This window comes from Streptomyces marokkonensis, from assembly GCF_008312835.1.
Lineage (GTDB): Bacteria > Actinomycetota > Actinomycetes > Streptomycetales > Streptomycetaceae > Streptomyces > Streptomyces marokkonensis_A.
Genome location: NZ_VSKS01000003.1, coordinates 197812 through 222072, shown reverse-complemented (window position 1 = coordinate 222072; position 24261 = coordinate 197812). Strand labels below are relative to the sequence as shown.

General features: G+C 68.6%; 22 protein-coding genes and 1 tRNA gene. 10 read left to right on the top strand and 13 right to left on the bottom strand.

The annotated features are described in order from the left end of the window. Positions 1 to 7: 7 nt before the first annotated feature. The gene (locus F1615_RS06640) at positions 8 to 1393 is read right to left on the bottom strand and encodes a hypothetical protein (protein ID WP_167533678.1); all 1386 of its coding nucleotides are present in this window, start codon (positions 1391 to 1393) and stop codon (positions 8 to 10) included. Positions 1394 to 1492: 99 nt separating this feature from the next. After that, complete coding sequence (locus F1615_RS06635) at positions 1493 to 1621, bottom strand: DLW-39 family protein (RefSeq protein ID WP_003999697.1); 129 nt, start codon at positions 1619 to 1621, stop codon at positions 1493 to 1495. Between the two features lie 339 nt (positions 1622 to 1960). Between F1615_RS06635 and F1615_RS06630 the strand changes: the two genes are divergently transcribed. Further along, positions 1961 to 2329 carry a DUF6344 domain-containing protein gene (locus F1615_RS06630; RefSeq protein ID WP_208818262.1) on the top strand — a complete coding sequence of 123 codons (369 nt, stop codon included), beginning with the start codon at positions 1961 to 1963 and terminating at the stop codon, positions 2327 to 2329. A gap of 308 nt (positions 2330 to 2637) precedes the next feature. On the opposite strand, the gene F1615_RS06625 is transcribed toward F1615_RS06630, so the two are convergent. The 9 genes from F1615_RS06625 to dnaA form a co-directional block, all read right to left on the bottom strand. Beyond that, a tRNA-Ile gene (locus F1615_RS06625) sits at positions 2638 to 2714 on the bottom strand. A gap of 121 nt (positions 2715 to 2835) precedes the next feature. After that, the gene (locus F1615_RS06620; RefSeq protein WP_149547933.1) at positions 2836 to 3579 is read right to left on the bottom strand and encodes a DUF3566 domain-containing protein; all 744 of its coding nucleotides are present in this window, start codon (positions 3577 to 3579) and stop codon (positions 2836 to 2838) included. Between the two features lie 18 nt (positions 3580 to 3597). Beyond that, positions 3598 to 6195, bottom strand: coding sequence for a DNA gyrase subunit A (gene gyrA / locus F1615_RS06615; protein ID WP_149547932.1), 2598 nt, complete (start codon positions 6193 to 6195; stop codon positions 3598 to 3600). A gap of 42 nt (positions 6196 to 6237) precedes the next feature. Beyond that, a complete protein-coding gene (gyrB, locus tag F1615_RS06610; protein WP_208818261.1) occupies positions 6238 to 8298 on the bottom strand; it encodes a DNA topoisomerase (ATP-hydrolyzing) subunit B in 2061 nt (686 codons plus the stop codon). A gap of 434 nt (positions 8299 to 8732) precedes the next feature. After that, the gene (locus F1615_RS06605; protein WP_149547930.1) at positions 8733 to 9275 is read right to left on the bottom strand and encodes a DUF721 domain-containing protein; all 543 of its coding nucleotides are present in this window, start codon (positions 9273 to 9275) and stop codon (positions 8733 to 8735) included. Then, entirely contained in the window at positions 9272 to 10393 is a 1122-nt protein-coding gene (gene recF, locus F1615_RS06600; RefSeq protein ID WP_149547929.1) for a DNA replication/repair protein RecF, read from the bottom strand. Before recF ends, F1615_RS06605 begins: the two co-directional genes overlap by 4 nt. 72 nt (positions 10394 to 10465) lie before the next feature. Then, the gene (gene gnd / locus F1615_RS06595) at positions 10466 to 11341 is read right to left on the bottom strand and encodes a phosphogluconate dehydrogenase (NAD(+)-dependent, decarboxylating) (protein WP_149547928.1); all 876 of its coding nucleotides are present in this window, start codon (positions 11339 to 11341) and stop codon (positions 10466 to 10468) included. A gap of 141 nt (positions 11342 to 11482) precedes the next feature. Then, positions 11483 to 12613, bottom strand: a complete 1131-nt coding sequence (dnaN, locus tag F1615_RS06590) for a DNA polymerase III subunit beta (RefSeq protein ID WP_081236176.1) — start codon at positions 12611 to 12613, stop codon at positions 11483 to 11485. A gap of 856 nt (positions 12614 to 13469) precedes the next feature. Beyond that, complete coding sequence (gene dnaA / locus F1615_RS06580; protein ID WP_149547927.1) at positions 13470 to 15419, bottom strand: chromosomal replication initiator protein DnaA; 1950 nt, start codon at positions 15417 to 15419, stop codon at positions 13470 to 13472. Positions 15420 to 15794: 375 nt separating this feature from the next. Between dnaA and rpmH the strand changes: the two genes are divergently transcribed. The 9 genes from rpmH (at position 15795) to F1615_RS06530 (ending at position 22786) form a co-directional block, all read left to right on the top strand. Next, positions 15795 to 15932: a 50S ribosomal protein L34 gene (gene rpmH / locus F1615_RS06570; RefSeq protein ID WP_003956500.1), complete on the top strand. Its 138-nt coding sequence runs from the start codon at positions 15795 to 15797 to the stop codon at positions 15930 to 15932. A gap of 21 nt (positions 15933 to 15953) precedes the next feature. After that, the gene (gene rnpA, locus F1615_RS06565) at positions 15954 to 16325 is read left to right on the top strand and encodes a ribonuclease P protein component (protein ID WP_149547926.1); all 372 of its coding nucleotides are present in this window, start codon (positions 15954 to 15956) and stop codon (positions 16323 to 16325) included. After that, on the top strand, positions 16322 to 16696 hold the full coding sequence (yidD, locus tag F1615_RS06560) for a membrane protein insertion efficiency factor YidD (RefSeq protein WP_149547925.1): 375 nt from the start codon (positions 16322 to 16324) through the stop codon (positions 16694 to 16696). Before rnpA ends, yidD begins: the two co-directional genes overlap by 4 nt. A 3-nt stretch (positions 16697 to 16699) precedes the next feature. After that, the gene (yidC, locus tag F1615_RS06555) at positions 16700 to 17971 is read left to right on the top strand and encodes a membrane protein insertase YidC (RefSeq protein ID WP_149547924.1); all 1272 of its coding nucleotides are present in this window, start codon (positions 16700 to 16702) and stop codon (positions 17969 to 17971) included. A 15-nt stretch (positions 17972 to 17986) separates the two neighbouring features. Continuing rightward, the gene (locus F1615_RS06550; RefSeq protein ID WP_149547923.1) at positions 17987 to 18499 is read left to right on the top strand and encodes a protein jag; all 513 of its coding nucleotides are present in this window, start codon (positions 17987 to 17989) and stop codon (positions 18497 to 18499) included. A gap of 118 nt (positions 18500 to 18617) precedes the next feature. After that, entirely contained in the window at positions 18618 to 19337 is a 720-nt protein-coding gene (rsmG, locus tag F1615_RS06545) for a 16S rRNA (guanine(527)-N(7))-methyltransferase RsmG (RefSeq protein WP_149547922.1), read from the top strand. Positions 19338 to 19682: 345 nt separating this feature from the next. After that, the gene (locus F1615_RS06540) at positions 19683 to 20759 is read left to right on the top strand and encodes a ParA family protein (protein WP_149548224.1); all 1077 of its coding nucleotides are present in this window, start codon (positions 19683 to 19685) and stop codon (positions 20757 to 20759) included. Next, positions 20756 to 21856 (top strand): ParB/RepB/Spo0J family partition protein, encoded by a 1101-nt coding sequence (locus F1615_RS06535; protein WP_149547921.1) that lies wholly within the window; start codon positions 20756 to 20758, stop codon positions 21854 to 21856. The genes F1615_RS06540 and F1615_RS06535 overlap by 4 nt, the downstream gene beginning before the upstream one ends. Positions 21857 to 22168: 312 nt before the next feature. Then, the gene (locus F1615_RS06530; protein WP_149547920.1) at positions 22169 to 22786 is read left to right on the top strand and encodes a GNAT family N-acetyltransferase; all 618 of its coding nucleotides are present in this window, start codon (positions 22169 to 22171) and stop codon (positions 22784 to 22786) included. 111 nt (positions 22787 to 22897) lie between these two features. Here the strand turns inward: F1615_RS06530 and trxA are convergent, their stop codons facing one another. Then, complete coding sequence (gene trxA, locus F1615_RS06525) at positions 22898 to 23230, bottom strand: thioredoxin (protein WP_037936319.1); 333 nt, start codon at positions 23228 to 23230, stop codon at positions 22898 to 22900. A 41-nt stretch (positions 23231 to 23271) separates the two neighbouring features. Further along, on the bottom strand, positions 23272 to 24240 hold the full coding sequence (gene trxB, locus F1615_RS06520; protein ID WP_149547919.1) for a thioredoxin-disulfide reductase: 969 nt from the start codon (positions 24238 to 24240) through the stop codon (positions 23272 to 23274). Between the last annotated feature and the right edge of the window lie 21 nt (positions 24241 to 24261).

The window sequence follows — 24261 nt, the reverse complement described above, 5'->3', positions numbered from 1 at the left end:
CCGCGGCCTACGGAAGGGCCCGCCGCCGAGCCACCAGGGTCCAGACACCGAGCCCCGCCAGCAACGCGCTCCCGGCACCGATGCCGCCGACCGCCAGCGCCCGGTACACGGCGTCGCCGCCCGCCGCCCCGCCTTCGGCGGCCGCCTCCCGGTCCTCCTCCGTGACCGTGAAGAGGCCCGACGGCACGGACCGCCCCGCGTACCCGGGTCCCTCCTGTGCGGCACCGCTCAGCCGCACCCGCAGGGTCAGCGGGACGGGAGCGTCGCCGAAGTCGTCCGCGACCTCTGCCGAGAGGTGCGCGACGAGGTAGTACGAACCGGCGAAACGCACCGCCGCGACCTGCCGGCCGGGGGCGTGGCGATTGGCGTACGCCACCGGCGGCAGGGGGGCCAGGCTCTTCGACTTCTGGCCGCCGTCGTAGCCGACGCCCAGGTCCTCGACGTGGCCGCGGGCGGGGTTGTACAGGTCCAGGTCCAGCGCGGCGGCGACGAAGCCGCGGCCGGCCGAGCCCGCACTGCCCAGTTCGGCGGTGGTGTGGAGCTGCTGTCCCCAGTCGACGGGGACCTTGTAGAAGAGGGTCTGGCCGGGGCGTATGTCGTCCCGCCACACTCCCTGGCCGAGGGGGGTGGCCTCGGCGAACCCCCCACCGCCCGGGCGCCGTTCCGGCTCCCCCGTCACGGGGCGGGGCGGGGCGGAGTTCCACTCCTCGGGCGCCTCCGTCGGACCGGGTTCCTCCAGCGCCGGCTCCGACACCGCGGTGAGCTCGATCTCCCAGGGGCCGGGGGAGGAGCCCTTTCCGTCCGGGTCGGCGCGTTCGACGGTGAGGTAGTACGTACCGGCGTCCTTGCACAGGGATCTCCTGGGGGAGATCTCCCGCATGGCCCACGCGGCGACCGGATGCGGGCTGCCGCCGGCACCGAAGGTCGCCGTGTCCGCATCGCAGGAGCGGCCGTCGCCGTTCTGCACGGACACCTTGAGGCCGTCGATGACGGAGCTGTCGCGGCCGGCCGGGGGGACGGCGGTGGCGGAGGCGTAGAGGGTGCTGGTGTCGTCGAGTTCCAGGCGGTAGTAGGTCGTGCCGGTCGTCGGCAGCGTGCTCCGGTAGGTCCGGCCCGGCACCAGTTCCACGGCGTCAGCGGTGGTCACCGCACCGTCGATGCTCCGCGCGTCCTCGGCGAAGGCGTAGCTTCCGGCCGTCCCGGCACTCCCGGCGGCCGCGGCCGCCGTCTGCCCCGGCAGAACGCCTCCCAGCCCCAGCACGACCGCCACGCCCACGCATCCCGCGGCCGGTCGCCGGCGGGGCCGGGATTCCGCCCGCCCCCGCGCCGTACACGCCCATCCCCTCACGCGCCACCCCTCGTCGCTGCCCGGACGTCGCACCGTGTCGCCCATCCTGCCCCGTGGACGAAGCCGGTCCACAAGGCCCTCCGCCACACACAAAACCCCGACCGCGAGTGCGGCCGGGGTCTGTTCAGCGTCGGATACCGGGGCTCACGAACCCGTGGGCACGGAGTCAGTCGCCTCCGTCCACAGATCCTGCTCGGCGCGATCCGCCTGGATCTGGCGGTACACGAGGAGCCCGCCGATGGCGGCCAGTGCGACCAGGAGAAGCTTCTTCACCGCGCGACCTCGTCTTTCGTTGACGTAGGGGACCTCTGGCGCCCGACTATACACACCGGTCGATACCGATCGGTGACCTGCGTCGACTCCTCGAACTGCCCCTGCGTCCGGCGCAGTAGAAGCGGAGTACCGCGATCCGGCCGGAGAGTGATCACACCTTCACGGATGGTCACTTTGACGCCTTCCCTCCTGCCTTCCCACGTTTTCGACCCTCATGCACCCATCCGAGTGGTGTTCATCTGAACATCCACGCGCCACGGGCGTCGGTCCACCACTTCGCGGCCCTCATACACATCATGAGGAAAGTACGCAAATCGCCCAACCCGAAAGTGAGGGGCCATGGCCCGGAACAAGGTCATGAAGCTGTGGAACGCCATCGTCACCGCCTTCCTCGCGCTGTGCACGGCGCTCGGACTCATCACCACGACCGCCTCGGCGGCGGTACCGCAGACCGAGAAGGCGCGCAACAGCGACAGCGCACCCAGGACGCCGGCGCCGGCCACGCCCCTCTGGTCCTGGTCACTGGTCAAGGCCCTGCCCCCCACGATGAAACAGCGCATCCACGCCGAGGCCCACGGCAAGTCCCCGAGTTGCCGGCACCGCCCCCTGTCGGACACGACGGCGGAGTCCGACTCCGCGGACTGCTCCGACGACACGGCGTCCTCCCGGCCGGAACCCGTCACCGGACGCATCCCGCTCCAGCGCTGACCGCCGGCCACTGCCGAGCCCTTCTCGCGCCGTCGCTGCTTCCCGAAGTCCTGGCGAACTTGCGTACAGCACCACGGCACGACGAAGACTCCCCGCACCGGAAAGGCCCCCGTCGCCATCTCGACGGGGGCCTTCGCGCTGCCGCCTGTTCCCGGACCCGGCCCCCGAGGAGTGTCCGTGCGCTTCATCGGAAACCGGCTCGGCGGACAGTTCCGAGGGCGGGGCATAGGCACGGAGGCACGGGAACCACGGACCATCTGTGGATGATGCCAAAGACCCCCAGTCGTGATCGACTGGGGGTCTTACGCTGGTGGGGCTAACAGGATTTGAACCTGTGGCCTCATCCTTATCAGGGATGCGCTCTAACCAACTGAGCTATAGCCCCGCCGCGCTCTGCGGTATGTGTCCCGCGCGCTGACTCCTGAAGATTAGCGCACGACCGGGGCAGTCCCAAAATCGATTGTCGGGGAACCGTCGGTGCAGGCGGGGAAAGCGCGGTGAGCAGGTCACTCGTCCTCGGCCAGCGTCAGCTCGACGCCGCCCACGAAGCCCGCGGAGAGGTTGTAGATGAACGCGCCCAGCGTGGCCAGGGCCGTCGCCAGGACGACGTCGATGACCGCGATGATCGTCGTGAACATCAGGACGTTGGGCAGCGACAGGAACGACTGGAGGTCGAAGCCGTTCGAGTCGTTGGACCCGGTCGCCTCGGCGATCGTGCCGCCGACCGACGAGAACACGCCCATCGCGTCCATGACCATCCACAGCACCGCGGACGCGACGATCGTGCAGATGCCGAGCGCGATGGAGAGCAGGAAGCTGACCTTCATCACCGACCACGGGTCGGCCTTCGCCACGCGCAGGCGCGCCTTGCGCACGCGCGGGGTGGTGCGCGCCCCTGTGCGCGGGCGCCGTACCGCGCCGGTCTGGCCGGCCGCCGTACCCGCCTGCGCCGGGTAGGCCTGCGGCGGGTGGTACGGGCCCGCCTGTTGCTGCGGCTGCCGTTCCCCCGGCAGCGGTGAGGCCGTCTGAGCGGCGGCGCCCTCCGGCGCGGCCTGCTGCGGGCCTCGGGTGTCCCTCACAGTTCCCCCCTGGGATCCCTGTCTGTCGGACGAGGAGGCGTCCTTGGCGGGCGACTTGATCGCTTTGAGATTGGTCGTGTGCGGATCCGCCGCCCGCGCGGCGGAGCCACGGCCACCGCCATCCGTTCCCGTACTGGTACCGGTCGGTCCGGCGCCCGTGGCTCCGCTCACGCTGACTCACTCCTCGTGCTACTCGGCCGAGGGCGCCTCACCCTCGTCCGTACCGGTGGTCGCGTCCCCGTCGGTGGTCTCGTCCACGGCCACGTCGCCGTCGACTTCCTCCGCCTCGCGCCCCGCCTCGGCGTTACGAGCGATACCGACCACGGCATCGCGCTTGCCCAGATTGATCAGTTGGACGCCCATGGTGTCACGGCCGGTTTCCCTGATCTCGTTGACTCGCGTACGAATCACACCGCCCGACAGCGTGATGGCGAGGATTTCATCGGTCTCCTCGACCACCAGCGCGCCGACGAGTGAACCGCGGTCCTCGACGATCTTGGCGGCCTTGATGCCGAGGCCGCCGCGTCCCTGGACGCGGTACTCGTCGACAGCGGTCCGCTTCGCGTACCCGCCGTCTGTGGCAGTGAACACGAACGTACCGGGTCGAACAACATTCATCGAGAGCAGCTCGTCCCCCTCGCGGAAACTCATGCCCTTGACGCCCGAGGTCGCACGGCCCATGGGACGCAGTGTGTCGTCCGTCGCCGTGAACCTGATCGACTGCGCCTTCCTGCTGATCAGCAGCAGATCGTCGTCGGACGAGACCAGCTCGGCACCGATCAGTTCGTCGTCGGTACCGTCCTCCTGCTCCCGCAGGTTGATCGCGATCACACCGCCCGAACGCGGCGAGTCGTAGTCCTTCAGCGGGGTCTTCTTCACCAGGCCCGCCTTGGTGGCCAGGACCAGGTAGGGCACCGCCTCGTAGTCGCGGATCGCGCGGATCTGGGCGATCGTCTCGTCCGGCTGGAAGGCCAGCAGGTTCGCCACGTGCTGCCCGCGCGCGTCCCGTCCGGCGTCGGGGAGCTCGTACGCCTTCACCCGGTACACGCGGCCCTTGTTGGTGAAGAACAGCAGCCAGTGGTGGGTCGTCGACACGAAGAAGTGGTTGACGATGTCGTCTTCCTTGAGCTTCGTGCCGCGTACGCCCTTGCCGCCGCGCTTCTGGGCCCGGTAGTCGTCGGTCTTGGTGCGCTTGATGTAGCCCCCGCGCGTGACCGTGACGACGATGTCCTCCTCGGCGATCAGGTCCTCGATGGACATGTCGCCCTCGTAGGGGATCAGCTTCGTCTTGCGGTCGTCGCCGAACTTCTCCACGATCGCGGCGAGTTCCTGGCTGACGATCCCGCGCTGGCGGACCGGGGAGGCGAGGATGTCGTTGTACTCGCTGATCTTCGCCTGGAGTTCGTCGTGCTCCTGGACGATCTTCTGGCGCTCCAGGGCGGCGAGCCGGCGCAGCTGCATCTCGAGGATGGCGTTGGCCTGGATCTCGTCGATCCTCAGGAGGTCCATCAGACCCCCGCGCGCGATCTCCACGGTGTCACTGCGCCGGATGAGCGCGATGACCTCGTCGATGGCGTCCAGGGCCTTCAGCAGGCCGCGCAGGATGTGCGCCCGCTCCTCGGCCTTGCGCAGCCGGAAGCGCGTGCGGCGGACGATGACCTCGATCTGGTGCGTCACCCAGTGCCGGATGAACGCGTCCAGGGACAGCGTGCGCGGCACGCCGTCGACCAGGGCCAGCATGTTGGCGCCGAAATTGCTCTGCAGGTCGGTGTGCTTGTAGAGGTTGTTCAGCACGACCTTGGCGACCGCGTCCCGCTTCAGCACGATGACCAGGCGCTGGCCGGTGCGCGAGGACGTCTCGTCGCGCACGTCGGCGATGCCGCCGATCTTGCCGTCCTTCACCAGGTCGGCGATCTTCTGCGCCAGGTTGTCGGGGTTGGTCTGGTAGGGCAGCTCCGTGACCACCAGGCACTGGCGGTTCTGGATCTCCTCGACCTCGACCACCGCGCGCATGGTGATCGAGCCGCGGCCCGTGCGGTACGCCTCCTCGATGCCCTTGCGGCCGACCACGAGGGCGCCGGTCGGGAAGTCGGGGCCCTTGATCCGCTCGATCAGCGCGTCGAGCAGCTCCTCGTGGCTCGCCTCCGGGTTCTCCAGGTACCACTGGGCTCCGGCGGCGACCTCGCGCAGGTTGTGCGGCGGGATGTTGGTCGCCATGCCGACCGCGATACCGGCCGAGCCGTTGATCAGCAGGTTCGGGAAGCGGGCCGGCAGGACGGTCGGCTCCTGGGAGCGGCCGTCGTAGTTGTCCGTGAAGTCGACGGTCTCCTCGTCGATGTCACGGACCATCTCCATCGACAGCGGCGCCATCTTGCACTCGGTGTAGCGCATCGCCGCCGCCGGGTCGTTGCCCGGGGAGCCGAAGTTGCCGTTGGAGTCCACCAGCGGCATCCGCATCGACCACGGCTGCGCGAGACGGACCAGCGCGTCGTAGATCGAGGAGTCGCCGTGCGGGTGGTAGTTGCCCATGACGTCGCCGACGACGCGGGCGCACTTGTAGAAGCCGCGCTCGGGGCGGTAGCCGCCGTCGTACATCGCGTACAGCACGCGGCGGTGGACGGGCTTGAGGCCGTCACGGACGTCGGGCAGCGCTCGCGACACGATGACGGACATCGCGTAGTCGAGGTACGAACGCTGCATCTCCGTCTCGAGCCCGACGGGCTCCACGCGCATTCCGGTCGTGTCCGGGTCTTCCAGGGGCGTGACGGGAGTGTTCTCGTCGGTCATTGCTGGTGAAGGTCCTTCCTGGTGCGGTCAGCTGAGACCGACTCAGATGTCGAGGAAGCGGACGTCCTTGGCGTTGCGCTGGATGAACGCGCGGCGGGCCTCGACGTCCTCACCCATCAGGACCGAGAACAGGTCGTCGGCCTGGGCGGCGTCGTCCAGGGTGACCTGGCCGAGGACGCGGTGCTCCTGGTCCATCGTGGTGATGCGCAGTTCCTCGGCGTTCATCTCGCCGAGGCCCTTGAAGCGCTGCACGGAGTCCTCACGGATGCGCTTGCCGGCGTTGCGGCCCATCTCGATCAGCGCGTCGCGCTCGCGGTCGGAGTACGCGTACTCGAAGTCGTCCTTGCCCCACTTGATCTTGTAGAGCGGCGGGCGGGAGAGGAACACGTGCCCGGCCTCGACCAGCGGCCGCATGAAGCGGAACAGGAACGTCAGCAGCAGGGTGTTGATGTGCTGGCCGTCGACGTCGGCGTCCGCCATCAGGATGATCTTGTGATAGCGGAGCTTCTCGATGTCGAAGTCCTCGTGCACACCGGTGCCGAACGCGGAGATCATCGCCTGGATCTCCTGGTTCTGCAGGATCCGGTCGATGCGCGCCTTCTCGACGTTGAGGATCTTGCCGCGGATCGGGAGGATCGCCTGGTACTGCGGGTTGCGGCCGGACTTGGCCGAGCCGCCGGCGGAGTCGCCCTCGACGATGAAGATCTCGCACTTGGTGGGGTCGTTCGACTGGCAGTCGGACAGCTTGCCCGGCAGGGAGGCGCTCTCCAGCAGACCCTTGCGGCGGGTCAGGTCGCGCGCCTTGCGGGCCGCCACCCGCGCGGTGGCCGCCGCGATGCCCTTGCGGACGATGTCCGCGGCCTCGTTGGGGTTGCGGTCAAGCCAGTCGTTGAGGTGCTCGTAGACGACCTTCTGGACAAAGGTCTTCACCTCGGTGTTGCCCAGCTTGGTCTTGGTCTGACCCTCGAACTGCGGCTCGCTCAGCTTGACCGAGATGATCGCGGTCAGACCCTCGCGGATGTCGTCACCGGTGAGGTTGTCGTCCTTGTCGCGCAGCAGCTTCTTGTCCCGCGCGTACTTGTTGATCAGCGAGGTGAGCGCCGCGCGGAAGCCCTCTTCGTGCGTACCGCCCTCGTGGGTGTGGATGATGTTGGCGAAGGAGTACACGCCCTCGGTGTAGCCGCCGTTCCACTGCATCGCGACCTCGAGGGACAGGTGCCTGTCCCTGTCCTCGGCCTCGAGGTCGATCACGGTGGGGTGCACCACCTCTCCCTTGCGGGAGTTGAGGTACTTCACGAAGTCGACGATGCCGCCCTCGTAGTGGTACGAGACGGCCTTGACCTCGTGCTTCTCGTCCTCGCCCGCCTCGTCCGCACCGGCGGTGGCCTTCGCCGACTCGCGCTCGTCGGCGAGGTTGATCCTGAGGCCCTTGTTGAGGAACGCCATCTCCTGGAAACGCCGTGAGAGCGTCTCGAAGGAGTAGTCGGTGGTCTCGAAGATGTCGCCGTCGGCCCAGAAGGTGACCGACGTTCCGGTCTCCTCGGTCGCCTCGTGCTTGGCGAGGGGCGCGGTGGGGACACCCAGCTTGTAGTCCTGCGTCCAGCGGTGGCCGTCGGTCTTGACCTCGACGGCGACGCGCGTCGACAGCGCGTTGACCACGGAGACGCCCACGCCGTGCAGACCGCCGGAGACCGCGTAGCCGCCGCCGCCGAACTTGCCGCCCGCGTGCAGCACGGTCAGGACGACCTCCAGGGCGGGCTTGCCCTCGGAGGGCACGATGCCCACCGGGATGCCCCGGCCGTTGTCGACGACGCGGACGCCGCCGTCCGCCAGGATCGTGACGTCGATGGTGTCCGCGTGGCCGGCCAGCGCCTCGTCGACCGAGTTGTCGACGACCTCCTGCACCAGGTGGTGCAGTCCCCGCTCGCCGGTCGACCCGATGTACATACCGGGTCGCTTACGGACCGCGTCCAGGCCCTCGAGGACGGTGATGGCACTCGCGTCGTAAGACGTGGCGCCCTCGCCGGTCGAGGTGCTCGCCGCGTCGCTGACGCCGGTGTCGGTGGACGGGATGTTCTCGTTGGGGTTGCCGGAATCGGCCACGAAGCGCCCTTTCTGGCACAGCACGAGCCGGGCTCGTCGGCAGGTTGCCGGAGCGGCTGCGGCATGTTGCGTTGGTAAGCCTTGATCAGCGTTGCTCAGCTTTTCCCGGGCGGTCCCCACGATCGGGGCGGGATTGTCTTCCATTCTACCGGTAGCGCTGACATCGATGGGGGTTTGCGGGCACCTGAGTCCGCATGTGCCGCCCTCAACCGGTCTTGTCCGACTCCCGATATGCGGATGGGGGCTCCAGGAGCCCCACGAGGGCACTCAGCGCTTCCGGCCGTCAACCCTTGGCTACTTAGGAGTCAGGTAGCGCTGCGACACCGCGCGCGGTGGCGCGACGAGAGGGGTGACGGCGACGCGAACGCACCGCCGAGAAGCTCTGATGTGATGTCAGTCACGTGTGGCCGGAGGAACGGAAAACACCCTCTCGGTCACCCGTACGTGTCACCGGGTCCCGTGCTTCCCGGAGCGCGCAGGGGCCCGAAGCGACGGGCGGGTCCGGTGGGGCCTACGACCTTGATCAGCTTCACCGTGCCGTGGCCCAGGTCCTGGTTCAGACGCGCCACCAGGGTCGGCGCGAGCAGCCGCAGATTCGTCGCCCAGGCCGTGGAGTCGCAGCGCACGACCAGCACGTGCTCGTCCTCGTCGTACCGCTCCGGCTCGCAGTGCTTGGCCACGTCCTCACCGACGATCTCCGGCCAGCGGCCCATCACTCCGCCCACCGCGGCCGGAGCCTCCCAGCCGCGCTCGGTGAGCAGCCGGTTGATCGCCGCGCCGAGCGCCATCGGATCGCGCCGGTCGGCGCGCGCGCCGGAGCGCAGGCCGACGCGCCGCGCCTGCTTCTTCTGCTGCGCCGCGTCTCCACGCGCGCGTGCCGCCTCCCTGGCCGCGCGCAGCGCCACGCGGGCCAGGTCGACACCGGAGGGCTCGGGCGCCTTGCCGGTGCCGCCCGCGGGCGTGCCCTGCTCGCTCATACGCGCTCCACCGTCCCCTCGGCCACGGTGAACCGCGTACCCGTCAGCACATGAGGTACGTCGTCGTCGACGGCCGCGGTCACCAGCACCTGCTCACCGGGCGCGACCAGCTCGGCCAGCCGCTCACGGCGGCGCGTGTCCAGCTCGGCGAAGACGTCGTCGAGCACGAGCACCGGTTCGTTGCCCTCGGCGCGCAGCAGGTCGTACGAGGCCAGGCGGAGCGCCAGCGCGTAGGACCAGGACTCGCCGTGCGAGGCGTACCCCTTGGCGGGCAGCTGCCCCAGCTTGAGGTGCAGGTCGTCACGGTGCGGGCCGACCAGGGTGACGCCCCGCTCGATCTCCTGCTTGCGGGCCTCCGCGAGCGCGGACATCAGCTGCTCGAGGAGGTCCTCGCGCGTGTGGGCCTCGCCGGGCGCGGACGGTTTGTACTCCAGGGCGACCGGTCCGCCGCCGGGCGCGAGCTGCTCGTACGCCTTGTCGGCCAGCGGCTGGAGCGCGGCGATCAGGTCCAGACGCCGCGCCAGGAGTTCGGCGCCCGCGCGGGCGAGGTGCTGGTCCCAGACGTCGAGCGTGGACAGGTCCAGGGTGCGCCCGCCGTGCCGGCGGGCCAGCGCAGCGGACTTCAGCAGGGTGTTGCGCTGCTTGAGTACCCGGTCGTAGTCGGAGCGGACACCGGCCATGCGCGGCGAACGCGCGGTGATCAGCTCGTCCAGGAAACGGCGCCGCTCACCGGGATCGCCCTTGACCAGGGACAGGTCCTCGGGGGCGAACAGCACGGTCCGTACGATCCCCAGCACGTCCCGGGGCCTGACCTGCGAGGACCTGTTGATGCGAGCACGGTTGGCGCGGCCCGGGTTGAGCTCCAGCTCGACCAGCTGCTGCCGCTCGCCCTGACGGACCTGGGCCCGGATGATCGCGCGGTCGGCGCCCATGCGGACCAGCGGGGCATCGGAGGAGACCCGGTGGCTGCCGAGGGTGGCCAGATAGCCGATCGCCTCGACGAGGTTCGTCTTGCCCTGTCCGTTGGGGCCGACGAAGGCCGTCACCCCCGGGTCGAGCGGGACCTCGGCCCGGGGGTAGGAGCGGAAGTCGGCCAGCGACAGATGCGTGACGTGCATGGGCGTTTCGCCGACCTCCCCCGGCGTTGTGGACCGACGGGCGGTCCTGTGGATACGTGCGGGCCCTGTGGACTACTTCTTCTCGACCGCGTGGCCGCCGAACTGGTTCCGCAGCGCCGCGATCATCTTCATCTGCGGCGAGTCCTCCTGACGGGAGGCGAACCGCGCGAACAGCGATGCCGTGATCGCCGGCAGCGGGACCGCGTGGTCGATCGCGGCCTCCACAGTCCAGCGTCCCTCACCGGAGTCCTGCGCATAACCCCGGAGCCCGTCCAGGTGCTCGTCCTCGTCGAGGGCGTCGACCGCGAGGTCCAGCAGCCAGGAGCGGATGACGGTGCCCTCCTGCCAGGAGCGGAACACCTCCCGGACGTCGGTCACCGAGTCGACCTTCTCGAGCAGCTCCCAGCCCTCGGCGTAGGCCTGCATCATGGCGTACTCGATGCCGTTGTGGACCATCTTCGCGAAGTGCCCCGCGCCGACCTTGCCGGCGTGCACCGAGCCGAAGTCGCCCTCCGGCTTGAGGGCGTCGAATATCGGCTGCACCTTGGCGACGTCCTCCGCGTCGCCGCCGTACATCAGCGCGTAGCCGTTCTCCAGGCCCCAGACGCCGCCGGAGACACCGCAGTCGACGAAGCCGATGCCCTTGGCCGCCAGCTCCCCGGCGTGCTTCTCGTCGTCCGTCCAGCGGGAGTTGCCGCCGTCCACCACGACATCACCCGGCTCGAGCAGCCCGGCGAGCTCGTCGATCGTGGACTGGGTCGCCTCACCGGCCGGGACCATCACCCACACCACACGCGGCCCGCTGAGCTTGCCCACAAGCTCCCGCAGGCTGTGGACATCGGCGAGGTCCGGGTTGCGGTCGTATCCGTAGACGGTGTGGCCGGCGCGGCGAATCCGCTCGCGCATGTTGCCGCCCATCTTGCCGAGGCCGACGAGACCGAGCTCCATCAGTTGTGTTCCTTAGGTATGCGACGTGGCGTGACGGCACTTACGTACCGGCGTCCGAGCCTAAACCCGGACGCTCGCGCACATCTGTGGGCATACGCGCTCATGCGCACGCCCTCACCTGCGGCTTTCGGACGCGGGCCCTCAGCCGCTGAGCCGCACGGGCATGATCAGGTACTTGTAGGCCTCGTCCGCCTCGGCGTCCACCGCCGGGCGGCCGCTGAGCAGCGCGGGCTTGGTGGACGTGGTGAACGACAGCTGGGCCACCGGGGAGTCGATGGCGCTCAGGCCGTCCAGCAGGAACGTCGGGTTGAAGGCGATCGAGATGTCGTCGCCCTCCAGCTGGGCGTCGACCCTTTCCACAGCCTGTGCGTCGTCGCTGGAACCGGCCTCCAGGATGAGCACGCCCTGCTCGAAGCTCAGCCGCACCGGGGTGTTGCGCTCGGCGACCAGGGCCACGCGCTTGACGGCCTCCACGAAGGGAGCGGTCTCGATCACGGCGACGCTGTTGAACTCGGTCGGGAACAGCGTGCGGTACTTCGGCAGGTCGCCCTCCAGCAGCCGCGTGGTGGTACGACGGCCGGCGCCCTCGAAGCCGATCAGGCCCTCACCCGCACCGGAGCCGGACAGCGCCAGGATGACCTGGTCACCGCTCGTCAGCGCCTTGGCGGTGTCCAGGAGCGTCTTGGCGGGCACCAGGGCGACCGCGGAGGCGTCCGGGTTCTCCGGCTTCCACAGGAACTCGCGGACCGCGAAGCGGTAGCGGTCGGTGGAGGCGAGCGTGACGGTGTCGCCCTCGATCTCGATGCGCACACCCGTGAGGACGGGCAGCGTGTCGTCACGGCCGGCCGCGATGGCGACCTGCTGCACGGCGGAGGCGAACACCTCTCCGGGGACCGTGCCCGTGGCGTTCGGCATCTGCGGCAGGGCCGGGTACTCCTCCACAGGCAGTGTGTGGAGCGTGAACCGCGAGGAGCCGCAGACCACCGTCGCCCGTACACCGTCTGTGGAAATCTCCACCGGCCGGTTGGGGAGGGCGCGGGAGATGTCGGCGAGCAGCCGGCCGGAGACCAGGACCGTGCCCTCCTCCTCGACCTCCGCCTCCACCGACACCCGCGCGGAGACCTCGTAGTCGAAGCTGGACAGGCTCAGCTGGCCGTCCTCGGCCTTGAGCAGCAGGCCGGCGAGGACAGGGGCCGGCGGACGGGCCGGGAGGCTGCGCGCCGCCCAGGCCACTGCCTCCGCGAGTACGTCGCGTTCCACCCGGATCTTCACTGTTGCCGCCTCCTGCTGTTGCCGGCGCTTCTCGCCCTGCCTGGCTTCGTCGTCTGACTCGGTGTCGTCGGCCCCTGTGAGGGGAAGGACACCGGGGACCAGTCTGACGCACCGCACTGACAGTAGGTGCCCCTCGGGGTCAAGTCGCGACGAGTGGCAGCCGGGGCCCGGACAGCGAGTTGTGCACAGGACCCCCTTCGAAACGGATTCCTCGCTCTCTCTAGTCGGGAGTAGTAGTAGGGCCTGTGGATACCGTGGATAACCTTGTTTGCCCAGCTCAGCGCGGCAATTTTGTCCACGTGCCCTGTGGGCGGAGCCGGTGGACAACCAGGCGTATCTGTGGAGAACAGAAAGTTCTGCACACACCGTGCACAGGCAGGGGTCGGTTCTCCCCAGCTCCGTCCCCAGCTTCGCGGGTCTTTCCCACAGCCCCCTGCGGCAGCTTGATGTGACGCCTTTCACTCGCCCCGGTGACAGAGCGCGTCGTGTTGCCGAACAGTGGACAGCCATGTGGAGAAGCGGGTGATCGTTGGGGACAACCGGCGCCGGCCTGTGGGTTGCCCGTGGACAACTCCGTGCACAGGCTGTGGACCGCCGCTCTGTCCACAGCCTGTGGAGATCGTTCGTCCACGAATCCACAGGCGTCTGACCTGGATGGACGGCTTCTCACCAGCCCGTGCTGTGGACAAGATCGGGACAACTTCCCGGTCCCCAGCATGTGGACGGGAAAAAGTCGCCGAATCTGTGGAGGGAGACCGTAACCCGGCTGCGAATCGAACAGCGAGGAACGCCCGGGGTACGAAGAAGGGCGCCTCCGGATCCCTCCGGAGGCGCCCTCGTCCGTTGTGCGGGGCCGTCAGCCGGCCTTGATGCGGTTGGTGAGCTCCGTGACCTGGTTGTAGATGGAGCGCCGCTCGGCCATCAGATTGCGGATCTTCCGGTCGGCGTGCATCACCGTCGTGTGATCGCGCCCGCCGAACAGCGCGCCGATCTTCGGCAGCGACAGGTCCGTCAGCTCCCGGCACAGGTACATGGCGATCTGCCGGGCGGTCACCAGCGCGCGACCGCGCGAGGTGCCGCACAGGTCCTCGACCGTGAGCCCGAAGTAGTCGGCGGTCGCGCCCATGATGGCCGTCGACGTGATCTCCGGGGCGGAGTCGTCGCCCCCGGGCATCAGGTCCTTCAGCACGACCTCCGTCAGCCCCAGGTCCACCGGCTGCCGGTTGAGCGAGGCGAACGCCGTGACCCGGATCAGCGCGCCCTCCAGCTCACGGATGTTCCGCGAGATCCGGGAGGCGATGAACTCCAGTACCTCCGGCGGGGCGTTGAGCTGTTCCTGCACCGCCTTCTTGCGCAGGATCGCGATGCGTGTCTCGAGTTCCGGCGGCTGGACGTCCGTGATCAGCCCCCACTCGAAACGGTTCCGCAGCCGGTCCTCCAGGGTGACCAGCTGTTTGGGCGGCCGGTCGCTGGACAGCACGATCTGCTTGTTGGCGTTGTGGAGCGTGTTGAAGGTGTGGAAGAACTCCTCCTGCGTCGACTCCTTGTCCGCCAGGAACTGGATGTCGTCGACGAGCAGGATGTCCATCTCGCGGTAGCGCTTGCGGAAGCTGTCGCCCTTGCCGTCGCGGATGGAGTTGATGAACTCGTTGGTGAACTCCTCGGAGCTCACGTACCGCACGCGCGTGCCCGGATAGAGGCTCCGCGCGTAGTGCCCGATCGCGTGCAGCAGGTGCGTCTTGCCCAGCCCCGATTCCCCGTAGATGAAGAGGGGGTTGTAGGCCTTCGCCGGCGCCTCCGCGACGGCGACCGCGGCCGCGTGCGCGAAGCGGTTGGACGCGCCGATGACGAACGTGTCGAACAGGTACTTCGGGTTCAGCCGCGCGGTCGGCTCACCGGGACCGGTCGCCGGCGCCGGCTGCGCCGCGAGCGGGCCGGGCGCCCCGGTGGTGGGCAGGTTCGGGCCCACGGGGCCGCCGCGGTGGACGTGCCCCGAACCGGAGGACGGGTCGGGCAGCTCGCGGCGCCGGGCGTCGCGCTGGTCGTAGTCGCCGCGCGACGCGTCGTAGTCGGAGCGCTGCTGGTCGTAGGAGGGCCGCTCCATCGGCTGCGGGCGGTAGTCCTGCGAGGGCGAACCGCCGTAACCGTCCTGTGAGCCGTACGCGTCCTGTGATCCGTAGGCGTCCTGCGACGGCGAGGCGTACGGATCCCGCTCCGGGAAGCCGAGGCGCTGCTGCTGCCAGCCGTAGTCCTCCTGCGACGGCCGCGGCCAGGAGCCGGGCTCCGGGCGCTGGTACTCCGAGGGGTAGGCGGGGCGGGCGGTGGGCAGCTGGTCGCCGGACGGGCCCCGCTGCTGGTCGCCCCGGCGGCGGCCGTATGCGTCGTACCCCTCGTACGACTCGCGCTCCTGCCGGTCCGGCCGCTCCCGGTGCTCCGGGGAGCGCTCGGTGCGGTCCTGCCGGACGGAGGGGAGCTCCGGCTCCTCGTAGCGCGGCTGCGGCCGGGGCGCCGGCGGGGCGGGGGGCTCACCGGCTGTTTCGTCGACGGTGATCGCGATCCGGATGGGGCGGCCGCACTCGCGGCTCAGGCTCTCGCTCACCACCGGGGCCAGGCGGCCCTCGAGCACACCCTTCGCGAACTCGTTCGGTACGGCGAGCAGCGCGGTGTCGGCGACCAGCGCCAGCGGCTGGCAGCGCCGGATCCAGTGCTCGTCCTTGCCCTCGACCCCCTGTCCGCGGCCCTCACCGAGTAGTTGCTCGAGTACGCGTGGCCACACTGCGGCAAGATCGGCAGGTACGTCAGCCACAGGGCACGCTCTCTCACAGGTCCCTCGATCGTGTGATGCGAAGGACGGGTCGGGATGTAAATGGGGTGGTGGAGGGTCAAGGGAACGAATCGGAGTCCAGCCACGGTAGTCAGCGCGGCCGGTACGGTTCAAGTTGTTGTCCCCAGGCTGTGGACAAGTGTCTCCCGGTGACCGTTGGTTTGACCGAATGGCGCAGCCGCGCGTACCGTAACCAGGTCGAGTTGTCGATGGCTGCTGCCGCCTGCCTCCGATGGGCACAGATCGCGCAAGGTGATCGGTCAGCGGTGCACTGGGGCGTAACGCGAGCTACTCGTGGGCGCACGGTGACAGCCAGGACGGCACCCCGCAAACACCGATTTCTTCTGGAGCCCCCGAGTGAGCAAGCGCACCTTCCAGCCGAACAACCGTCGCCGCGCCAAGACCCACGGCTTCCGGCTGCGTATGCGCACCCGTGCCGGCCGCGCGATTCTCGCGTCCCGCCGTAGCAAGGGTCGCGCCCGTCTGTCCGCCTGATCCCGGTCAGGTCATGACATCGTGCTGCCCACCGAGAACCGGCTGAGGCGGCGCGAGGACTTCGCGACCGCGGTACGACGAGGGCGCCGGGCCGGGCGCCAGCATCTCGTCGTCCACCTTCGTAGCGGTGCAACGGACCCGCATGCGCCTGGGGAGAGCGCTCCCCCGTCGCGTGCGGGTTTCGTCGTGAGCAAGGCCGTGGGCGGTGCGGTGGTGCGCAACAAGGTGAAGCGCAGGCTTCGCCATCTGATGCGCGAGCGAGTCGACCGGCTGCCCCCCGGTAGCCTGGTAGTCGTACGAGCGCTGCCCGGTGCGGGCGACGCCGACCATGCACAGCTGGCCCGAGACCTGGATGCCGCCCTGCAGCGGCTGCTGGGAGGGGGCGCGCGATGAAGTACCCGCTGCTGGCTCTGATCAAGCTCTACCAGTGGACGATCAGTCCCCTGCTGGGGCCGGTATGCAAGTACTACCCGTCGTGTTCCCACTACGGCTACACGGCCATCGACCGGCACGGTGCCGTCAAGGGAACAGCACTCACGGCCTGGCGCATCCTGCGGTGCAATCCGTGGTCGCTGGGCGGTGTGGACCATGTCCCGCCGCGCAAGCGACCGCGGTGGCACGAGATGCTGCGCAACGCCTGGCGTGCGCGCAAGGGCGGGACCTCCGCCGCCGAACCGGCCACCGAGGGACCGACTTCTCCCACAAGTGCGACGAGTCCTTCGAGCCCGGCCGCAGAGACCTCGTCCCATGCCCAAGGAGCATGATTAGTGGACACGATTGCCAGCCTCTTCAGCTTCATCACGACACCTGTCTCCTGGGTCATCGTCCAGTTCCACAGCGTGTACGGCGCCATCTTCGGCCCTGACACGGGATGGGCCTGGGGCCTGTCCATCGTGTCCCTGGTGATCCTGATCCGTATCTGCCTGATCCCGCTCTTCGTGAAGCAGATCAAGGCGACACGCGCGATGCAGACGCTCCAGCCGGAGATGAAGAAGATCCAGGAGCGCTACAAGAACGACCGGCAGCGCCAGTCCGAAGAGATGATGAAGCTCTACAAGGAGACGGGCACCAACCCGCTCTCCTCGTGTCTTCCCATCCTGGCCCAGTCGCCGTTCTTCTTCGCCCTTTACCACGTGCTCAACAGCATCGCGTCGAACGACACCGTCGGCGTGATCAACGAGCGCCTGCTGGAGAGCGCGCAGAAGGCCCACATCTTCGGCGCCCCGCTCGCCGCGAAGTTCACGGACAGCTCGGAGAAGGTCGAGGCTCTCAACTCCTCGCTGCTCGACGTCCGTGTCGTCACGGCGATCATGATCGTCCTGATGTCGCTGTCGCAGTTCTACACGCAGCGCCAGCTGATGACGAAGAACGTCGACACCTCGGTGAAGACGCCGTTCATGCAGCAGCAGAAGATGCTGATGTACGTCTTCCCCGTCATCTTCGCCGTCTTCGGCATCAACTTCCCGGTCGGTGTCCTCGTCTACTGGCTGACCACCAACGTGTGGACCATGGGCCAGCAGATGTACGTCATCCACAACAACCCGACGCCGGGCTCCAAGGCTCAGGCCGCCTACCTCGAGCGCCTGTCCAAGCACGTCACCCGGCACGGCAAGACCCGCAACCGCCGTGAGCGCGCCATCGTCAAGGCCATCGTCGCAAAGGGCCGTGACCGCAACGAGTACGAGCGCAAGTTCATCAACGGTCTGAACAAGGCGGGTCTCGCCGCGCAGACCGACGGCGCGGTGATCAAGAGCGAGAGCACGGCCGCGGCCCAGGCCGAGGACGGCACGCCGGCCACCACCGGGGCCGCCCCCAAGCGCCAGCAGCCCAAGCGGCAGAGCAAGTCCCAGCGCCAGTCCGGCACGGCCAAGGCGGCGGGCGAGCCCACCTCGCTGACCAAGTCCGACGAGCCTCAGGACGCCGAGCCGGCCCCCGCTGCCAAGAAGGGCAACGCCAAGCCCGCCGGCAGTACCCGCAGCAAGGCCCAGTCCGGACAGCGCAAGGGTCCGCAGCGGCCCAAGTCCCCGTCCAAGAAGTAAGAAGGAGTCCATCCCGTGACGGAAGGCACCACCGCCGCCGCTGCCGAGGGCGCAGACACCCTGACCCACCTGGAGCAGGAGGGCGAGATCGCGGCGGACTACCTGGAGGGTCTGCTCGACATCGCCGACCTCGACGGCGACATCGACATGGACGTCGAGGCCGACCGCGCCTCTGTCTCGATCATCAGCGACACGGGCAGCCGTGACCTGCAGAAGCTGGTGGGCCGCGACGGCGAGGTGCTGGAGGCGCTCCAGGAGCTCACGCGGCTGGCCGTGCACCGGGAGACCGGGGACCGCAGCCGCCTCATGCTCGACATCGCCGGTTTCCGGGCCAGGAAGCGGACCGAGCTGTCCGAGATCGGCGCCAAGGCCGCGGCCGAGGCCAAGAGCAGCGGCAGCCCCGTGAGGCTCGACCCGATGACGCCGTTCGAGCGCAAGGTCGTGCACGACGCGGTCAAGGCAGCCGGCCTGCGCAGCGAGTCCGAGGGCGAGGAGCCGCAGCGCTTCGTTGTCGTGCTTCCCGCCTGATCGGTTCCACGTTCACCGGCCCCGTCTGTAGCGCAGACGGGGCCGAACTTTGTCAGCCTGATAGTTCTGGTTCTGGTGTCGGCGCCCTGTCCGGCACGGTACGGAAGGACGGTCCACCGTGACGGAGGCAGCGGAGCTTCCCCCTGCGCCCGAGCAGGCACGCGACGTGTTCGGTGATCGCTTCGCGGACGCGGTCCGGTACGCGGAACTGCTCGCCGAGGCAGGCGTGCAGCGCGGCTTGATCGGTCCGCGTGAGGTGCCCCGCCTGTGGGAGCGGCATCTGCTGAACTGTGCGGTGCTCTCGGAGGTCGTCCCCGAGGGGGTGACGGTGTGCGACGTCGGCTCGGGTGCCGGTCTGCCGGGCATTCCCCTGGCACTGGTCCGTGAGGATCTCAAGATCACTCTGTTGGAACCGTTGCTCCGGCGCACCAACTTCCTGACCGAGGTCGTGGAGCTGCTCGGCCTGGACCATGTGACGGTCGTGCGTGGTCGTGCCGAGGAGGTCATGGGGAAGCTGAACCCCGTGCACGTGGTGACCGCCCGTGCCGTGGCTCCGCTCGACCGCCTTGCCACCTGGGGCATCCCTCTGCTGCGGCCGTACGGAGAGATGCTCGCCCTCAAGGGTGACACCGCGGAGGAAGAGCTGAAGAGCGCGTCCACGGCGCTGAGCAAGCTCGGTGCCGTGGCGACCTCGATCGTGCATGTGGGTGAGGGTGTCGTGGACCCGATGTCCACAGTGGTGCGCGTTGAGGTCGGGGAGAGTCCTGGGGGTGTGAGGTTCGCCGCGAAGCGTGCCAAGGCGGCTCGCACGGGGCGGGCCCGACGCCGCCGCGGATAGCGGCCGCTTCAGGTCCGGCACCGCGCAGTTCGATGGAAGATTGGCATGCGCTCAGGGCCGGACGTACTCCACACAAGCTGCCAAACCTGTGCATGCCGGAGTGTCGCGGCAGTGCCGCCTCGGCTGCTGTGCATCGTGTTTCACGTGAAACGTCGCTCACTGCTGCACGGCATCATCAGTCGGGGCCGCGCTGCGGCCGAACCCCGTGAACGGAAACCTCTCGGTTCGCTCGGCGAGACACCTGTTCCCGACGAGACACCGGCCTCCTCGAGGGGTATGGAGTTGTCCACAGAGGTGGATTTCTCCACAGAACGTCAGGCCTCACTGGTTCACGACCCCGAAGGCATGGGAGGCTCTGTTCATTGCGAGCCTGAAGTCGAGGAGAGTGAATCCTTGCGGTCCGACGCCAACATCGCGGGACCGATGACCGATCCGGTCCCCGGTCCCCGTACCGAATCGACGGGGGTGGATGTTTCACGTGAAACACCGCCTCCGATGGACGACACTCCCATCGGTCGTGCTGCCCAACTGGCGGTTGAGGCTCTGGGCCGCGCCGGTGAGGGCCTGCCGCGGCCCGAGCAGACCCGCGTCATCGTGGTCGCCAACCAGAAGGGCGGCGTCGGCAAGACGACCACCACCGTCAACCTTGCCGCATCGCTCGCTCTGCACGGTGCCCGTGTCCTGGTGATCGACCTCGACCCCCAGGGCAATGCGTCGACAGCCCTGGGTATCGACCATCACGCCGAGGTGCCCTCCATCTACGACGTACTGGTGGACAGCAAGCCGCTCGCGGAGGTCGTCCAGCCGGTCCCCGATGTCGAGGGTCTCTTCTGCGCACCCGCCACCATCGATCTCGCCGGTGCGGAGATCGAGCTGGTGTCACTGGTGGCGCGGGAGAGCCGTCTGCAGCGGGCCATCCAGGTCTATGAGCAGCCGCTGGACTACATCCTCATCGACTGCCCGCCCTCGCTCGGCCTGCTCACGGTCAACGCCCTGGTGGCCGGCCAGGAGGTTCTGATCCCGATCCAGTGCGAGTACTACGCGCTGGAGGGTCTGGGTCAGTTGCTGCGCAACGTCGACCTGGTGCGGGGGCACCTCAACCCCGCCCTGCATGTATCGACGATCCTGCTCACCATGTACGACGGCCGGACGCGGCTCGCGTCGCAGGTCGCGGACGAGGTGCGCACCCACTTCGGCGACGAGGTCCTGCGGACGAGCATTCCCCGCTCGGTCCGTATCTCGGAGGCGCCGAGTTACGGGCAGACGGTACTGACCTACGATCCAGGATCGAGCGGTGCCCTCTCCTACTTCGAGGCGGCACGAGAGATTGCGCTGAGAGGCGTCGGCGTCAGTTATGACGCATCGCAGGCGCACATCGGCGCACAGCAGAATGATCCGAACATGGTGGAGGGCGTCCAGTGAGTGATCGACGGAGGGGGCTGGGCCGTGGTCTCGGTGCACTGATCCCTGCTGCCCCGACAGAGAAGACGGTGCCGCCGACGGCCGTGGGAGGCACTGCTTCCACCTCCCCTGCGGCGGTCCCCCTGCTGCCGAACGAGCGGGGGGTGGCCGCCGCGAAGGTGGCCACGCTGCCGTCCGTTTCACGTGAAACGGAGGAGCCTTCGGCCATGGGCGCTGCGGCCGTGCCCGGGCCGCCGATGGGCGCTCACTTTGCCGAGATCCCCCTCGACGCCATCACGCCGAACCCCCGGCAGCCGCGTGAGGTCTTCGACGAGGATGCGCTGTCCGAGCTCATCACCTCCATCAAGGAGGTCGGTCTCCTCCAGCCCGTCGTGGTTCGGCAGGTGGGACCCGGACGGTACGAACTCATCATGGGTGAGCGCCGGTGGAGGGCCTGCCACGAGGCGGGTCTCAAGGCCATCCCGGCGATCGTACGGGCCACGGACGACGAGAAGCTCCTCCTGGACGCGTTGCTGGAGAACCTGCACCGCGCCCAGCTGAACCCTCTGGAAGAGGCCGCCGCCTACGACCAGTTGCTGAAGGACTTCAACTGCACGCACGATCAGTTGGCGGACCGCATCGGCCGGTCCCGGCCGCAGGTGTCCAACACCCTGCGACTGCTGAAGCTGTCGCCGACCGTTCAGCGCCGGGTCGCCGCCGGTGTGCTGTCCGCCGGACACGCCCGCGCGCTGCTGTCCGTCGAAGACTCCGAGGAACAGGACCGACTGGCCCACCGGATCGTGGCCGAGGGCCTTTCCGTACGGGCCGTCGAGGAGATCGTGACCCTGATGGGCTCACGGCCCCAGAAGGCCCAGCGTTCCAAGGGCCCGCGCGCCGGTGCTCTCGTGTCTCCGGCGCTGTCTGATCTGGCGACGCGTCTCTCGGATCGCTTCGAGACCCGGGTGAAGGTCGATCTGGGGCAGAAGAAGGGCAAGATCACCGTCGAGTTCGCCTCCATGGAGGACCTGGAGCGCATCCTCGGCACGCTCGCTCCGGGAGAGGGCCCCGTTCTGCAGAAGAGCCTGGTGGACGGCGACTCCGCGGAGGACGAGTCCTGAGCCGTCGCCGGCTCAGCCGAACAGGGCGGATCGTGTCCGGTGAGTACCGGAACACGGTCCGCCCTTTGCTTTTCGGCGGTATCGATCGAATCGCTTCATGGATACGATGCGCTCGGATATGGCGCATCCTCCCGGCAGTACCTCTGAGAGCAAGGCAGGGGCCATGCGAATGACGAGCCGCACTGGACTGGTGGTGAGCGCGGGACTGGGGGTGGGCGCCGTCAGCGGCTTCATCGGCAGCCTGCTCAAGGAACGGAGCGCCCTGGCAGCCGCCCGCGAGGCAGCGGGCGAAGGAAGCGAGGAACAGCCTTCATGGGCCGTCGGCTCGTACCGCTCACGCTGGACAACCTTCAGGATCTCCCCCAGCGCTGCCGCTCGTGTGTCTTCTGGGAGCGCGACCCCGTCAGTGGCGAGGCAGCGGTAAAGGCGGGCACCTCAGCACTCGAGAAGGAGTCGTGGATCTCGGCTGTCCTCCTGGACTGGGGATCTTGCGGAAGGGTCGTCTACGTCGATGACGTCCCTGTGGGCTTCGTCCTCTACGCTCCGCCCGCCTATGTGCCCCGTTCCACGGCGTTCCCGACGAGCCCCGTGTCACCCGACGCGGTGCAGCTGATGACGGCGTTCATCGTGCCCGGGTATCAGGGGCAGGGGCTGGGTCGGGTGATGGTGCAGACGGTGGCGAAGGACCTGCTGCGCCGGGGCTTCAAGGCAATCGAGGCCTTCGGTGACGCGCGCTGGAAGGAGCCCGCCTGCGTCTTGCCCGCCGACCATCTCCTGGCCGTGGGATTCAAGACCGTCCGCCAGCACGCCGCGTACCCCCGGCTGAGACTGGAACTGCGGACGACGCTGTCCTGGAAGGAAGACGTGGAGATGGCCCTGGACCGGCTCCTCGGAGCCGTGCAGAAGGAGCCGGCGCTGCGCCCTCTCTGACGCGTCGCAGGCACTGCACGCACCTCATGCGAAGGGGCCGGCCCATGTGGGCCGGCCCCTTCGTGTTTCACGTGAAACATGCACCGCCGGAGAGGCGGTCAGTCGCCATCGTCAGTCGGCGATGAAGTCCTCGAGGTCGCGAACGATCGCGGCCTTCGGCTTCGCACCGACGATGGTCTTGGCGACTTCACCACCCTGGTAGACGTTCAGGGTCGGGATGGACATGACGCCGTACTTGGCGGCCGTACCCGGGTTCTCGTCGATGTTCAGCTTGACGACCTCGATCTTGTCCCCGTACTCCGAGGCGATGGCCTCGAGGGACGGAGCGATCTGACGGCACGGACCGCACCAGGCGGCCCAGAAGTCCACCAGGACGGGCTTGTCGCTCTTGAGGACGTCCTGCTCGAAGGAATCGTCGGTCACATTCTTCAGGGTGCCGGCCACGGCGGGCTCCTTAACTGGTTGGTGCGTGGGGCGGATGGGGGTCAGACGGCGGTCTTCTCGGGCTCGGGCTTCTCCCCGTCCGCGAGAGCGGCAAGGAAGCGCTCGGCGTCGAGGGCGGCGGAACAGCCCGTACCGGCCGCCGTGATCGCCTGGCGGTAGGTGTGGTCGACCACGTCGCCGGCGGCGAATACACCGGTGACGTTCGTGCGGGTCGAGGGTGCGTCGACCTTCAGGTAGCCCTCCTCGTCCAGCTCGAGCTGGCCCTTGAAGAGCTCGGTGCGCGGGTCGTGGCCGATCGCGATGAACAGGCCCGTCACCGCCAGGTCGGAGAGCTCGCCGGTCTTGACGTTGCGCAGTTTCAGACCCGAGAGTTTCTGGTCGCCCTGGACCTCGGCGACCTCGCTGTCCCAGACGAACGAGATCTTCGGGTCGGCGAAGGCGCGCTCCTGCATCGCCTTGGAGGCACGCAGGGTGTCGCGGCGGTGGACGATCGTCACGGACTTGGCGAAGCGGGAGAGGAAGGTGGCCTCCTCCATCGCGGTGTCGCCACCGCCGATCACGGCGATGTCCTGGTCCTTGAAGAAGAAGCCGTCACACGTCGCGCACCACGAGACACCGCGTCCGGAGAGGGCGTCCTCGTTCGGCAGGCCGAGCTTCCGGTGCTGCGAGCCGGTGGTGACGATGACCGCCTTCGCCTTGTGCACCGTACCGGCGGTGTCCGTGACGGTCTTGATCTCACCGTTCAGGTCGACGGAGACCACGTCGTCCGGGAGGAGCTCGGCACCGAAGCGCTCCGCCTGGGCGCGCATGTTGTCCATGAGCTCGGGGCCCATGATGCCGTCCTGGAAACCGGGGAAGTTCTCCACCTCGGTGGTGTTCATCAGCGCACCGCCGGCGGTGACAGCGCCCTCGAACACCAGGGGCTTCAGCGACGCACGGGCGGTGTAGAGCGCCGCCGTGTAGCCGGCGGGCCCCGAGCCGATGATGATCACGTTACGGACGTCGCTCACGGCTTGATTCCTCGTCTCTGG

What these genes read in the sequence shown, in the direction of transcription:
- F1615_RS06630 (WP_208818262.1), top strand. Translation starts at nt 1,961, where the DNA reads ATGGCCCGGAACAAGGTCATGAAGCTGTGGAACGCCATCGTCACCGCC.
- F1615_RS06540 (WP_149548224.1), top strand. Translation starts at nt 19,683, where the DNA reads ATGGGAGGCTCTGTTCATTGCGAGCCTGAAGTCGAGGAGAGTGAATCC.
- gnd (WP_149547928.1), bottom strand. Translation starts at nt 11,341, where the DNA reads ATGGAGCTCGGTCTCGTCGGCCTCGGCAAGATGGGCGGCAACATGCGC.
- gyrA (WP_149547932.1), bottom strand. Translation starts at nt 6,195, where the DNA reads ATGACCGACGAGAACACTCCCGTCACGCCCCTGGAAGACCCGGACACG.
- recF (WP_149547929.1), bottom strand. Translation starts at nt 10,393, where the DNA reads ATGCACGTCACGCATCTGTCGCTGGCCGACTTCCGCTCCTACCCCCGG.
- yidD (WP_149547925.1), top strand. Translation starts at nt 16,322, where the DNA reads ATGAAGTACCCGCTGCTGGCTCTGATCAAGCTCTACCAGTGGACGATC.
- F1615_RS06605 (WP_149547930.1), bottom strand. Translation starts at nt 9,275, where the DNA reads ATGAGCGAGCAGGGCACGCCCGCGGGCGGCACCGGCAAGGCGCCCGAG.
- F1615_RS06640 (WP_167533678.1), bottom strand. Translation starts at nt 1,393, where the DNA reads ATGGGCGACACGGTGCGACGTCCGGGCAGCGACGAGGGGTGGCGCGTG.
- F1615_RS06530 (WP_149547920.1), top strand. Translation starts at nt 22,169, where the DNA reads ATGGGCCGTCGGCTCGTACCGCTCACGCTGGACAACCTTCAGGATCTC.